General features: G+C 73.0%; 10 protein-coding genes. 4 read left to right on the top strand and 6 right to left on the bottom strand.

Annotated features, from left to right (window positions below; genetic code table 11):
- Positions 1-72 precede the first annotated feature (72 nt).
- Entirely contained in the window at positions 73-579 is a 507-nt protein-coding gene (locus V1634_RS33725; protein WP_331211678.1) for a nucleoside deaminase, read from the bottom strand.
- Between the two features lie 216 nt (positions 580-795).
- Here V1634_RS33725 and V1634_RS33720 point away from each other — a divergent pair, with 216 nt between their 5' ends.
- Complete coding sequence (locus V1634_RS33720) at positions 796-2,595, top strand: glycoside hydrolase family 15 protein (protein WP_331211677.1); 1,800 nt, start codon at positions 796-798, stop codon at positions 2,593-2,595.
- Between the two features lie 54 nt (positions 2,596-2,649).
- On the opposite strand, the gene V1634_RS33715 is transcribed toward V1634_RS33720, so the two are convergent.
- Complete coding sequence (locus V1634_RS33715) at positions 2,650-3,708, bottom strand: phosphotransferase (protein WP_331211676.1); 1,059 nt, start codon at positions 3,706-3,708, stop codon at positions 2,650-2,652.
- 20 nt (positions 3,709-3,728) lie between these two features.
- Between V1634_RS33715 and V1634_RS33710 the strand changes: the two genes are divergently transcribed.
- Positions 3,729-4,973 (top strand): tetratricopeptide repeat protein, encoded by a 1,245-nt coding sequence (locus V1634_RS33710; protein WP_331211675.1) that lies wholly within the window; start codon positions 3,729-3,731, stop codon positions 4,971-4,973.
- Entirely contained in the window at positions 4,951-5,787 is an 837-nt protein-coding gene (locus tag V1634_RS33705) for a hypothetical protein (protein ID WP_331211674.1), read from the top strand. The genes V1634_RS33710 and V1634_RS33705 overlap by 23 nt, the downstream gene beginning before the upstream one ends.
- A 305-nt stretch (positions 5,788-6,092) precedes the next feature.
- On the opposite strand, the gene V1634_RS33700 is transcribed toward V1634_RS33705, so the two are convergent.
- On the bottom strand, positions 6,093-7,727 hold the full coding sequence (locus V1634_RS33700) for a peptide ABC transporter substrate-binding protein (RefSeq protein ID WP_331211673.1): 1,635 nt from the start codon (positions 7,725-7,727) through the stop codon (positions 6,093-6,095).
- Between the two features lie 260 nt (positions 7,728-7,987).
- On the opposite strand from V1634_RS33700, the gene V1634_RS33695 reads away from it, so the two are divergent.
- The gene (locus V1634_RS33695) at positions 7,988-8,968 is read left to right on the top strand and encodes an ArsR/SmtB family transcription factor (RefSeq protein ID WP_331211672.1); all 981 of its coding nucleotides are present in this window, start codon (positions 7,988-7,990) and stop codon (positions 8,966-8,968) included.
- Between the two features lie 64 nt (positions 8,969-9,032).
- On the opposite strand, the gene V1634_RS33690 is transcribed toward V1634_RS33695, so the two are convergent.
- The 3 genes from V1634_RS33690 to V1634_RS33680 all read right to left on the bottom strand — a co-directional run bounded on the left by V1634_RS33690 (position 9,033) and on the right by V1634_RS33680 (position 12,942).
- Positions 9,033-9,515, bottom strand: a complete 483-nt coding sequence (locus tag V1634_RS33690; protein WP_331211671.1) for a hypothetical protein — start codon at positions 9,513-9,515, stop codon at positions 9,033-9,035.
- 20 nt (positions 9,516-9,535) lie between these two features.
- Entirely contained in the window at positions 9,536-11,269 is a 1,734-nt protein-coding gene (locus V1634_RS33685) for a RyR domain-containing protein (protein WP_331211670.1), read from the bottom strand.
- 152 nt (positions 11,270-11,421) lie between these two features.
- Positions 11,422-12,942 carry an aminopeptidase P family protein gene (locus V1634_RS33680; RefSeq protein ID WP_331211669.1) on the bottom strand — a complete coding sequence of 507 codons (1,521 nt, stop codon included), beginning with the start codon at positions 12,940-12,942 and terminating at the stop codon, positions 11,422-11,424.
- Positions 12,943-13,064: the final 122 nt, after the last annotated feature.

Genomic DNA, 13,064 nt, shown 5'->3' with positions numbered 1-13,064 from the left:
CCATCCGCTGCCTCCCTCTGGCGATTTCCTGTAGGTGCCGACCGGAGGGGTCACCGGATGCGGCGGCCGGCCTCAGTCCGGCGGGTCGACCAGGGTCTGCGCCCAGCGACGGGCGGGGGAGTCGGGCACGGTCGCGCACCAGCGGCGGAACAGCTCCCGGCTCTCCTCCCGGCGGATTCCCCCGACGATCACCGACGGAGCCGCGAACCACGGCACGGCCGGCTCGGGCCGCCAGTTCGCGGCGACCGAGGCGCCACCGTCACTCGGTGACTCCAGTCCGAAGTAGACCTCGTCCACGCCGAGCGCCATCGCCGTACCGAGGCACATCACGCACGGTTCCAGGTTCACCGCGAGCCGCAGCGGAGCCGGGCGTTCCCGCCAGCCCAACCGCTCGTCGGCCTCGATCATCGCCAGCAGGTCGGCGTGCACCAGCCGGCGCCGGAGGCCGCGTTCCCGGGTGAAGGCCCGCCCGACGATCTCGTCACCCAGCACCACCACGGCGCCGATCGGCTGTTCCCCGGCCGCCAGGCCCGCCTCGGCGACCGCCAGGGCCGCCCCGACCATCTCGCTGGGATCCACCGGCCGACCCTACGACGAACGCCCCCGCCCGACCACCCCACCCCGAACTCAGCGCAACGCCGCCGTGATGTGCAAGGAAGGGCCCCCGCATATCGTTTTCTGTTGTAGCGGGGGCCCTTCCTTGCACTCAGGCGGGGCGCGGAAGTGGGTCGGTTAGGTCGGCCGGCGCGGGGGTAAGCGACCGCCGGACCTCGACCAGCCAGGGGGTGGCCTGCGGTGTGCGCCCGTCGGATCGACGACTACGGCTACCTCGCCGACGGCCGGTCCGGAGCGCTGGTCGGCCGGGACGGGTCCGTGGACTGGTGGTGCCCGCCCCGGTTCGACGCCCCCTCGGTCTTCGCCCGCCTGCTCGACGATGCCGGCGGGCACTGGTGGATTCGCCCGGCAGGCGAGTTCCGGGTCGAGCGGAGCTACCTGGACGACACGCTGGTGCTGCGTACGGTCTTCCACACCGAGGAGGGGTCGGTGGCGGTCACCGATGCCCTGGCCCTGGGGCACGGCCGGGGGCACGAGATCGGCCGCAGCCCGCCCGGCCTGCTGCTACGGCTGGTGGAAGGGCTTGCCGGGCGGGTGCCGATGGTGATGTCCTACGCACCCCACTTCGAGTACGGCCGCGTGCGGGCATACCTCGAACGGCGCGGCCAGACCGTGATCGGGACCGCCACCGGCGCCACCCTCGGGTTGACCGCGAGCGTTCCGGTGGACTGCCACGAGACAACCGCCTCGTCGTCGTTCACGATCGGGCCGGGCCAGCGGGAGAGCTTCTCGCTGGCCTACTGGTCGAGCTACCGAGAAGACCCACCGATACCTCCCGACGTGTCGGCGGCGCTCTCCGACACGGTGGAGAGCTGGCACTCCTGGATGGCGGAGCACGACTACGCAGGGGAGCATGCGGAGCTGGTACGACGCAGTACGTTGCTGCTGGTGGGGCTGACCTACCAGCCCAGCGGCGGTGTCGTCGCGGCGGCGACCACCTCGGTGCCGGTGCGGCCGGAGGGGCACGACAACTACGACTACCGCTACGTGTGGCTGCGCGACTTCAGCCTCACCCTGCGCATGCTCTCCATCGCGGCCTGCCCGCAGGAGGCGGACCGGCTCTTCTGCTGGTTGGCCGAGTCGATCGGCGACGCGCACGTGGCGCCCGTACCGATCATGTTCGGTGTGGAGGGCGAGCGTGACCTCGCCGAACGTGAACTCGGCACGCTGGGCGAGCCGGGCGAGAACGATCCGGTGCTGCTCGGCAACGATGCCTGGCACCAGCGCCAGCAGGACGTACTCGGCCAGGTGCTCGACGCCGCGTGGTTGCTGCGCAGGCGCCTCGACCCCATGCCCAAGCCGGTACGGCGAATGTTGCGGTCCCTGACCGCGCGCGCGGTCGAGACGTGGCGGTTGCCGGATTCGGGCATGTGGGAGCTGCGGGGCGAGGAGCGGCACTACCTGACGGCCAAACTGGGCTGCTGGATAGCACTGGACCGGGCCGTACGCTTCGACGCCGTTCTGGGCGACGCGGCCGAGGTGGCGCGGTGGGCGGCCGTCCGCGAAGAGATCCGGGAGGCGATCCTGCGGCACGGCTGGAACGCCGAACTCGGTGCCTTCACCGACGCCTTCGGGTCGGACCGGCTGGACGCGTCGGTTCTCGTCCTCCCCCTGGTCGGGTTCATCTCCGCGAGCGATCCGCGGATGCGCGCGACCATCGAGCGGATCGAACGGGAGCTGACCACCGACGGGCTGGTCCGGCGCTGGTCCGGTGACTCCGCCGGCTTCGTCATCTGCTCGTTCTGGTTGGTGGGGTGTCTCGCGCTCATGGGTGAACAGGACCGGGCCGACGCACTCTTCACCCGGATGGTCGCCCGCGCCAACGACCTCGGCCTCTTCGCCGAGCAGATCGACCTGCGTACCGGTGAGCAGCTGGGCAACTTTCCGCAGGCGTTCTCGCACATCGGGTTGATCTCGGCAGCGTGGCGGCTCACCTCGGCCAGGACGGGCCGGCCCACGCCGATCACCACAGTGGTGTGACGGGCGGCTCCGCCGGTGCAGCGCAGGTCCTGACGCCGATGCCGGGGACGCGGCTTAGACTCGGGCGATCGGGAGCGTGCTGATGTGCTCCAGCACCGAGCGGAGGATCGCGAAGGACTCGTCGTCGTCCTCGGTGCCGGTGTGCGGGGCCCGGAACCGGCTGGTTTCCTCGGCGATGTCGGCTAGGTGCCACCAGCTGCGGTACAGCTCCAGCATCTCCGCCAGCGGGGGCACGCCGGTCGCCTCGGTGTAGGCGTCGAGCACCGACCCGTCGCCGGGTTCCATCAGCCAGAGGTCGCGTTCGGGCGGCGCGATCCGGACGGTGTCCCAGTCGATGAGCCGCCAGCCGTCGGCGGTCCGCATCGTGTTGCCGGGATGCGGCTCACCGTGGGTCAGGACCATCCGGCCCGGCTGGGCGCGCGCCGCCCGCACGAGTTCGCCGTGCCGGGCGAGCAACCGGCGTACCGGTGCCGCGTGTTCGACGAGCAGCCGGGCGGCGAGGCGCGCGTACGGGCCGGTGTCGGGGACCTTCCCGGTGCCGGCAAGGCCGAGTTCCAGCTCGTCGGAGTGCGGGATGGCGAAGTCGTCGACCGGGGCGTGCTCGCGGGCCGCCGCCGGCGCCGCGTGCACCGCGGTCACGAGATCGAGTACGTCCCGACGGTGCGCGGGGGAGGCCCACTCGCCCCACCGGAAGCTCTCCCCGTCGACGTACGGATAGACCGCGACGCCGAACCGGCCGCCCACCCGGACCAGTGGCTCGCCGCCCGAGGTCGGGATCGGCGCCACCACGAACCCGCAGCCGTGCTCCCGGAGCCGCCGGGCGGTGCCGAGCGCGGCCCGCAGTCGGGCGTACGCCGCGTCGAGCGGGTCGGTCAGGGTGAGCCGCTTGGTGGTCAGGTCGTCGACGGAGACGAACCGGAGCGTGCCCTCGACGTCGGTGACCTCCCAGTGGTGGCTGCCCCGCCCCACCGCGCGGTATTCGAGGGAGGCGACCCGCACTCCCCACTCCCGCAGCAGCGCTGTCCGGAGCAGTTCCTCGGGAAGATCGTCGGGCGGCGTCAGCACTCGTCCACCCTGGGACGTGGCCGACAGCACCGGCAACCGGTTTTCCATCGGACTGGCACCATGTGCTGATGTCCGAGCTTCCCCGGCCGTCGGCCGCGCAGGCGTACCAGCGGGCCCGGCTGCTCGCCGACTCCGGCCGGTACGACGACGCCGAGCGCCAGCTCCGCTCCGGGTTGGCCGCCGAACCCGACGACCCGGACTCGCTCGTCTTCCTGGCGTACCTGCTGCGGATCCGGGAGCGGTACGTCGAGGCGCTCGCCGTCTGCGACGCCGCCGTGGCCGCAGCACCCGGGCACGCCGAGGCGTACGTGGAACGGGCCGAGGCGCTGGTCGCGGTCTTCCGGGGCGAGGCGGCGGTGCGGGCCGCCACCGAGGCGGTCCGGCTCGACCCCCAGTCGCCGAGGACGCACCGGAGTCTCGCCCGGGCGCTCGCCTTCGCCGAGGAGTACGACCGGGCCCGGTACGCCGTCCGGCAGGCGCTCGCGCTCGACCCGGGGTCGGTGGACTCGCTGCTGACCCTGGCTGCCCTGGAGCGGGACGCCGGCAACCGGGCCGCGGCCGAGCAGGCGGTCCGGACGGCGCTGCGGCACGAGCCCGACAACGCCCACGGCCGGCGGCTGCTCGCCATGCTCGACGCGGACCGGTGGCGGGTCGGCCGCTCGATGCGTACCCTCCGCGCGGTCGCCGCCCAACACCCCGCCGACCCCGACCCGATGGCGATGGTCTGGCCGCTGCGCCGGGCGCTGACCGGCCCACGGCGCTGGCTCTCCGGCGGTGCCGTCCTGCTGGCCGTCGCCGCGCCGCTCGCGGCCGGGCCGCTGCCCGCCCCGGCCGGCATCCTCGTCCGGGGGGCCGCCGCCCTGCTGGCCGGGGCCGTCGTCGCCGTCCAGCTCCGGGTGCTGGCGCCGGCCGGGCGGACCCCGTGGCGGTGCCTGCGACTGGTGCCCCGGCTGCTGCGGACCGCGCTCGGTCTCGGTCTGCTCGTCTCGGCCGCGCTGCTCGGGATGCTCGTCGGGTACGCCGGCACCGGCTGGTGGCCGCTGCCGCTGCTCGCCCTCGCCCTCGTCCCGCCGCTCTGGGCCTGCGTGCTGGCGGAACGGATCGGTGCACACGCCGACGACCCCGGCCTGCACCAGGCGGCCCGGGACATCGGCTCCGGCTTCGCGCAGTGGTGGGCGGAGCTGCGGCAGTGGTGGGTCGACACCCGCCGGGACCTGCGAGCCGCCTGGCAGGAACCGGTCGGCTCGCCGCCCACAGTGGAGGGACCGGACCGCGGCGTAGGATCCGGCGGTGCCCGAGAAGTTGACCAATGAGCCGCCGGACGGGTCCCGCGCCTCCGGCGACGCCCCGGCGACCGCGATGCCGGCGGTCGGCTACCTGACCCTGCTCGCGTTCGGCGTCGGCCTGCTCGCCTGCTGCGGCGGGATCGGTACCGCCTGGTTCGGCCCCGGGATCGGCCCGGCCGCGCTCGGGCTCAGCGGCGCGGGTCTGGTCCTCACGGTCGGCAGCTTCGCGCTGATCAAGGCCAAGGGCGGGGACTGGACCAGCCGCGTGCCGCCGCCGGACGTACCTCCGGAGCAGGTGACGGAGCTGGCCCGGCGGTACCAGCTCGGCGAACACCTGGTCTCCCGCACCGGGGAGAGTCCGGCCGGCACCTTCGGCCCGGTGCTGGTCTGCGCCGCCGGCCTGGTCGGGATCACCGTCGGGGTCACCTGGCTGCTCGACACCGTCGCCCTGCGGCGGCTGGCGCTCGTCGCGGTGCTGCTCGTGGTGGTCACGGTCGTACTGGTGCCGGTGGCTCTGCTGGTCCTGCCGACCAGGAAGGTCCGGACCGACCTGTTCAGCCACGGCCTGGTGCACGGGACCGGGCGCCGGCCCCGGGCGGTCTACTGGCACGAGATCGACCGGATCGTGCTCTGGATCGCCGCCCAGGGCAAGCTCTTCGGTGGCCGGATCCTCGGCTACCACGTCCGGACCAGGGACGGTGCCTGGCTGCGCATCGCGGCCCGCCCGCACCAGCAGTCGGACCCGTTCGGCGAGCGGTTGCTGGCGGCGGCCGAGGCGGCGCGGCTGCCGGTCGAGCGGGGCGGCCCCTACTACGGCGAATGGCGGCCCCGCCGCTCCTGAACCCGGCGCCGCCCCGCCGCTCCTGACTGCGAGACCGAGTACGTATGGCCGAAGCACCTCGACGCGAGTGTCATCAGCGACAACGGGCTGGTGGTCGGCAGCGCCTACCACGGGCCGAGCGGCCCGGTCGTCAACCGCGACTACATCTGGCAGTGCGGCGGATGAGAGTCCGATAGCGACCGAGCGCCGTCCCTCCGCCGCTCGCGACACCAGCGGCGGAGGGACGGCATCGTCGGGTACGCCCGCGACGGTGCGCCGTCGGGTACGCCCGCGACGGGCGGCTCGGCCCGCCGGGTCGGCACCGGTCAGCCGGTCGCCTCGATCTTCAACAGGTCGACCTGGCCGAACGCGTCCATCTCGACGTTGCTGACCCGGGTCGAGTGGCCGAAGTTGTTCTGGCCGAACCGGAGCGGGATCACCGGCATCTCCCGGGCCAGGATCTGCTCCGCCTCCTGGTACTTCTTGATCGCCTCCTCCTGGTTCGGCGCCCGCTCACCCTCGGCGACCAGCCGGTCGAACTCGGCGTTGCTGAACCCGTAGTAGTTCGACGACCCGTCGGTGGTGTAGATCGGCCCGAGATAGTTCTGCATCGACGGGTAGTCCATCGACCAGCCCATCCGGAACATCCCGACCGGAGTCTTCGCCTCCACCTTGTTGAGCAGGTCGGCGAACCTCGCCTCCGGGGTACTGCTGCACTTCACGCCGAGGTTGTTGGAGAGCTGGTTGCAGGTGGCCTCCACCCACTCCTGGTGGCCGCCGTCGCCGTTGAAGGAGATCTGCAACCGTGCCGGCCCGCCGGCCGCCTGGTAGTCGGCCTTCGCCTTCGCCGGATCGAACTGGCACGCCTCGCCGCAGGTGTCCGGCCGGGCGCCGGCGACCAGCGGGGAGACGAAGGACCGTGCCGAGGTCTGCGAGTCCTTGAAGACGGACTTCACGATCTCGTCCCGGTCGATCGCCATCGAGATCGCCTTGCGCACCTCGGCCTTGGCGAACTCCGGCTGGAAGGTCGGGAAGGCGAGGAACTGGAACGACGACAGCGGACTCTTCTTGAACCGGTCGCCGAGGTCGCCCGGCGCGGTGCCCAGCGCCTCGGTCGGCACCTGCCTGGTCACGTCGTTGTTCCCGGCGAGCAGGTCGGCGTAGTCGGCGGCCAGCTCCTGGTAGATCTGGAAGACCACGCCGCCGACCTTCGGCTTCGGGCCGGGGTACGCGTCGTACCGCTCGACCTCGATCCGGCTGTCGTGCTGCCAGCTGCCCTTCATCTTGAACGGGCCGTTGCCGATCGGGGCCTCCTCGAAGCCCTCCTTCAACACCCCGTCCGACGCCCACGCGGCGTTCGGCAGCGGCGCGAAGACGTGGTAGCCGAGCACCGACTCGAACTCGGCGAACGACCCGGAGAGGGTGATGGTGAAGGTGAGGTCGTCGACCTTCTTCAGACCGGTCAGCTTCTTCGCCTTCGGCTCGGGAGCCTGCTGCGGGCCCTCACCGTCCGGGTCGGTCGACTGGAGGTCGTCGTACCCCTCGACCTGGCCGAAGAAGTACGCCCCGCCGTGGCCGTTCGGCCCGTACGCCGCATGGTTCCAGGCGTTGATGTAGCTGTCGGCGTTGACCGCCTCTCCGTTGTGGAAGGTGTACCCGCTCTTCAGCTTCACCGTCCACAGTTTGTTGTCGGTCGACTCGATCGACTCTGCCGCCACCTCGAACGGCTTCTTGTTCTCGTCGAAGTCGACCAGCGGGGTGTAGAGGGCGGCCAGCACCTGCGCCCCGGCGCTCTCGGTGGCGTTCGACGGGATCAGGTGCTGCGGCTCGGCGATACCGATCCGCACCACCGCGTCGGCGTCCGCGGTGCTCGAGTCCTCGCCGCCGCCACTGCACCCCGCCGCCGCGAGTACGGCGGCCAGCGCCGTCGCGCTCCAGGTCATCCGTCTGGACACCGGCATGAAGACTCCCTCGCATCGAGCCGTACCCCGGGTACCGGGGCGGCGTGACCTCGCCGGGCGCGACGGTCGTCCGTCCGGCCGGACCGGACCATCACCGGCCGGCTCCTGTCTCCCAGTTACGAGCCGATCAGCCCGTCGCGGCAATGCTTTTGACTGGGTCCAAACCGTCCGGAGAGCCGACAACTGGGCGGCGGGGTGACCGCGTCTCGTGGTCAGACAAAGTCGTGCGGTGCCGCTCGGCCCCAGGCGTGGAGGTGGTGATGATCCGGATCTGGTTGGGCCCCGAGGACATCGCCCGGACCCGGATCGCACCCGCGCCCCTCCCGCTGTACGAGGTCTTCGTCAGCCTCGCCGGATCCTCGGTCGACGGCGCGGCGGGTCCGGTGGCCGGGCCGGTGGCCGGGCCGGTGGCCGGGCCGGAACTCGCCGGTTGGCTGCGGCAGCTGACCGAGTCGACCGACGCCGCCTGGGGCGTCCGACGAAGGTCGACGGCGGCCCGGACCGGCCGGCCCGGGTCGGCCGACCTGCTCGCCCCGCTGACCGAGGACCGGACCCTGGAGGGTGCGCTCGCCTGGCTGCTCACCACCTCGGCGGGCCGGGCCCGCAGCCTGGCGGCGGCGGTGCGCGGCTACTACGAACGGCGGGTACGCGCCGAGCTGACCGCCTGGGAGTCGGTGGTCCGGCTCGACGTCAACGAGCGCAGCCGGGCCCTGGCCACCGGCGGGGTGGAGGCGCTGCTGGCGATGCTCGACCCGTGGGCGGCGTGGCGTAACCCGGTGCTCTCGGTCTGCTCCACCATCGACCTCGACCTGCGGCCGAACGGCGCCGGCCTGCTGCTGGTCCCCTCGGTCTCCGCCCGGAAGCTCTGGGTCGGTGGGCAACCCGACTCGGTGGTGCTGGCCTATCCGGTACGCCGGCAACGTACCCCGGGCGGTCGTGCCCCCGGGCACCGGCCGGTGCCGGCGTACGCGCTGGGCGCCGCCGCGGCCACCGGGGACCCACTGACCGCGCTGCTCGGGCGCTCCCGGGCGGCGGTGCTCCGGGCCGCCATGGTCGGGGCGAACACCACCGACCTGGCCCGCCGGGCCGGCATCAGCACCCCGTCCGCGTCCCAGCACGCCAGCGTGCTCCGCGACGCCGGACTGCTGCGGACCACCCGGCACGGCAAGGCGGCCCACCACACGCTCACCCCGCTGGCCCGTGCCCTGCTCACCGCCGACGACGCCGTCAGCCGCCGCTGACCCAGGTGTAAGGAAGGGCCCCCGCTACAACAGAAAACGATAAGCGGGGGCCCTTCCTTACAGGTCAGCGGCGGCGGGCGCCGGCCGGCCAGAGTACGGTCACCGGCAGGTTCCGGGACTGGGCCGCCCGGACCACGTCCGCGGTGTCCCCGACGTCCGCCGACGGATTGCCGTCCCAGACCGCGAAGAGCCGCTCGCACCGGCGCAGCATCTCCAGGCTCGCCGCCAGGTACGCCGCCCGCCCCGAGTGCGGGAACGGCATGTACGACACCGAGGTGGCCCGGCACAGCAGCTCGTCGAAGGTGGACAGGTTGTGCGCCCGTACCGCCCGCTGCCGGTAGTCCCGGGCCGGGATCACCGCCTCGAAGCTCCCGCCGCTGTCGAGTACCGCCCGGGCGAAGATCTGGTCGGCGCCGTCGGCGAGGCAGGTGATGCCGTGCAGCTCCGGCCCGGCGTACGGGCGCAGCTCCTCGGTAAGCCGGGCGTAGACCAGCTCCGTCGTGCCGTCGGCGAGCACTACGTGCCCGGTGACACCGATGCGGGCCATCCAGCACCGTCCGTTCGTGGTTACGCGTGCCCGACGCGGACGATCCGGAAGCCCGCGTCGGCCAGGATGACCGGGAGTTCCCGGACCGCCTCGTGGTTACGCTCCCGGAGATCTTCCCGTAGATCCTCCCAGGGGCTCAACGCCGGATGCAGTCGTCGCTCGTCGTCCCGGTGTGGCGCGTACCGCCAGCCGCTCGCCACCTGCTCGGCGAGCCAGCGCTGGTGCTCCAGGATGGCCAGCCGTTCGATCTCGGGCTCCTCCAGGGCGTGCTCGTCACCGGGCCCGACCCGGGGCGACAGGGCGCAGCCGAGTTCCCGCAGCTTGCGGCCGATGTCCTTGGCCTGGGCCCGGTTGGCCCGGCGCAACGACTCCGGCAGTTCCTCCCAGGGCACCAGCGCGGGGTTGCCGCCCGGCCGTTCACCGTGCCGGCGCCGGGCCACCACGTAACTCTCGTGGATCACCCGGGCCAGCCGTTCCACCAGGTCGTCCCCGATCAGCGCCGGGTCGCAGGCGGCGTGCACCACCCCGTAGAGGCGGAGCGCGCCGGAGAGGTCGTCGAGGACGCCGAGGCCGGTCCCGCTGCCGAACGCCTCCCGCAGGTTGGCCAGCCGGTCCAGCCGGACCACCATCGAGCCGGGTCCGCCGTGCCAGAGCTGCTCGGCGGTGAGCGCCGTCTTCAGCGCCCGCTCCTCGTCGTCGTAGCAGATGAAGACCCGGTCCGGCGGGAGCGGGAAGCCGGCCCGGGGAAGCTGGCCGAGCAGCTCGCCGAGACCGCCGTCGAGCGGGATGATCCGGCAGACCCGGGACAGGAACGGGTAGCGGTGGGTGAGCTGGGCCGCCGCCTCGGTCGCCGCCTCGTCGACCAGGACCAGCGGTACCAGCCGGGCGCCGTGCGGGTCGCGTACCCGCCACCGCCGGGCCAGCTCGACCAGCACCGCCCGGCCGAACGCGGTGGCGCCGAGCACCACCACCCGGGGCGGCCGGCCGTCCACCGCGGTCAGCGGGTCCTCGGCGAAGAGCTTCCGGGCGGCCAGGTCGTCGATGTTGAAGAAGTCCAGCCGGGCGCCGGGGTGCCGGGCCAGGCCCAGGTGCCGGGCCTGCAACGCGAGGCAGAGTTCCGGGTCGGCGACCTGGGCGTACACGGCCAGCGGGGAACGGCCGTGCCGGGCCGCGGCCAGCCCGATCGCGGCGTTGGTGGCGCTGTCGTCGGTGCACGCGTAGACCGCCTTGGCCCGGCCGATGCCGGCGCCGCGCAGCACGCTCGGGTCCCGGGCGGCCCGGGCCACCTGGCCGGAGCCGGACGGCGTCGTGACGTCGGAGCGGACCGCCACCACCCGGTGGCCGGCGGCCTGGAGCCGGCGGGCCAGGGTGTCCGCCACCAGGCCGTCGCCGCAGACGATGACGTGCCCCCGGGCGTTGCGGTCGCGCAGCCGGCGCAGCTCGGTGGCGAAGAGCAGCCGGCAGGCCTCCACCAGGGCGTACGCGGTGACGGCCGGTGCGGCGAACCGGGCGAAGTCCAGCAGCGGCGGGAACGGCCCGCCCTCGTCCAGCGGCGGCGCGCCGAGCACGAAGAGCTGTAGGTCGTAGTAGATCAGGTCGAACGGGTCGGCGCCGTAGCCGCCGGTCCGGTCGATGTGCTGGGAGAGCCCGAGGTAGCCGCAGACGAAGGCGACCACCCCGGCGAGCGCGAACACCAGTCTGAGCACACTCTTGGTCGGTGCGCGGGGCGGCTCGCCGAGGCTGTTTCCGGGCACCACACCTCTCCTGCTGTCCGGTGCGACGACGCAGCGCTATCGTACCGTCGCGGTCTGCCCGCAGCGAACGTGAAATGATCGAGACTTTTCCCCGCACCGGACGTCGTCACCGGCCGGGACGGGTCCCGACCGGCGACGGAAGCCGGTCCGGGTCAGCCCGGCAGCCGGAACCCGGCGTCGCGCTGGGCGGTCAGCCACGCCTCCACCTCGTCGGCCCGCCGGGGCAGCCCGGCCGAGAGGTTGACCGCGCCGTCCGCCGTGACGAGTACGTCGTCCTCGATCCGGATGCCGATCCCGCGCAGTTCCGCGGGGACCAGGTCGTCCTCGGGCTGGAAGTAGAGCCCCGGCTCGACGGTCAGCACGTACCCCTCGCCGAGGGTGCCGTCCCGGTAGCTCTCCTTGCGCGCGTTGGCGCAGTCGTGCACGTCGAGCCCGAGCATGTGCCCGAAGCCGTGCAGCGTCCACCGGCGGTAGACCATCGACGTCTCGTCCATCGCCTCGTCCACGCTGACCGGCAGCAGGCCCAGCCCGGCGAGTCCTTCGGCGAGGACCCGCATGCAGGTCCGGTGCACGTCCTTGAAGGTCACCCCGGGGCGGATGAAGTCGATGCCGGCCTGCTGGGACGCGTACACGATGTCGTAGACCTGGCGTTGCAGCGGGGAGAAGGTGCCGGAGACCGGCAGCACCCGGGTCACGTCGGCGGTGTAGAGGTGCCGCCCCTCCACGCCCATGTCCATCAGCAGCAGCTCACCCGGGCGGGTGATGCCGGTGTTGTGGATCCAGTGCAGGATCGTGGCGTGCTCACCGGCACCGACGATGGAGTTGTAGCCGACGTCGTAGCCGTCGTGCCGGGCCCGCAGCCCGAAGACCCCCTCCAGGAGCCGTTCGCTGACCGGGCGGTCGGCCGGCAGCACCCGGGCGACGTCTTCGAAGCCGCGTACGGTGGCGTCGATCGCCTCCTGGAGCTGGGCGATCTCCCACTCGTCCTTGACCAGCTTCTGCTCCGAGAGCAGTGCGGCCAGTTCCCGGTCCCGGCCGAGCCGGGCGTCGTCGGAGTCCTCGCCCGCCCCGCTCTTCGGCGGCTCGTACGGCCGCACCGCGCCGTCCACCGACGGGTCCAGCCCGCGCAGCACCCGGGTCCGGCCGGGAGCGCAGTCGGCCAGCGCCGCCGGCAGCTCGGACAGGGGTGCGGTCTCGATGCCCAGCTCGGTCGACTTCTCGGTAAGGGTGTGCCGGCGGCCGACCCAGAGTTCGCCGTTGCGGCTGCGGAAGAACTCGTCGGTCTCCCGGGACGAGCGGGGGCGCATGTAGAGCACCGCGTCGTGGCCGGAGCCGTTCGGGCGCATCACCAGCACGCTGTCCGGGTCGTGGTCGCCGGTCAGGTAGACGAAGTCGCTGCCGGGGCGGAACCGGTAGGCGGTGTCGTTGGCGCGTACCTTCTCCGGACCGGTCGGGATCACCAGGGTCTCGCCGGGCAGGGCCGCCGAGAGCGCCGACCGGCGCTTGGCGTGGTTGGGCACCTCGGGCCGGGGGCCGACCGGCAGGGTGCTGTCCCGCCAGCCCTGCCGCATGAACTCGAGGAACTTCTCCGGGAAGTCCGGGTCGTGTGACTCCGTCCGGGCCGTCTCCACCTCGGCCGGCTCCGCCGTGATGTCGGTGTGCTCGTCTGACATCGCCGCTCCTCCCTCGTCCGGCCCGGTCCTCGCGAGGTCCGGTCGGCGGGCGGCCGGGGATCGACGACTCCCCGCCGGCCGGCGACCCTGTTCCCCGTCAGGCTGACCTGATCTGCGCTTCT

The sequence above is a fragment of the Plantactinospora veratri genome, from assembly GCF_036421995.1.
GTDB lineage: Bacteria > Actinomycetota > Actinomycetes > Mycobacteriales > Micromonosporaceae > Plantactinospora > Plantactinospora veratri.
The sequence above is the reverse complement of the archived record's forward strand: the minus strand, read 5'-3'. Positions and strand labels throughout refer to the sequence as shown.

Bases quoted from the DNA above. Each gene is read 5' to 3' on its own strand.
- V1634_RS33715 (WP_331211676.1), bottom strand. From the start codon at position 3,708: ATGGAAAACCGGTTGCCGGTGCTGTCGGCCACGTCCCAGGGTGGACGA.
- V1634_RS33690 (WP_331211671.1), bottom strand. From the start codon at position 9,515: ATGGCCCGCATCGGTGTCACCGGGCACGTAGTGCTCGCCGACGGCACG.
- V1634_RS33700 (WP_331211673.1), bottom strand. From the start codon at position 7,727: ATGCCGGTGTCCAGACGGATGACCTGGAGCGCGACGGCGCTGGCCGCC.
- V1634_RS33680 (WP_331211669.1), bottom strand. From the start codon at position 12,942: ATGTCAGACGAGCACACCGACATCACGGCGGAGCCGGCCGAGGTGGAG.
- V1634_RS33695 (WP_331211672.1), top strand. From the start codon at position 7,988: ATGATCCGGATCTGGTTGGGCCCCGAGGACATCGCCCGGACCCGGATC.
- V1634_RS33710 (WP_331211675.1), top strand. From the start codon at position 3,729: ATGTCCGAGCTTCCCCGGCCGTCGGCCGCGCAGGCGTACCAGCGGGCC.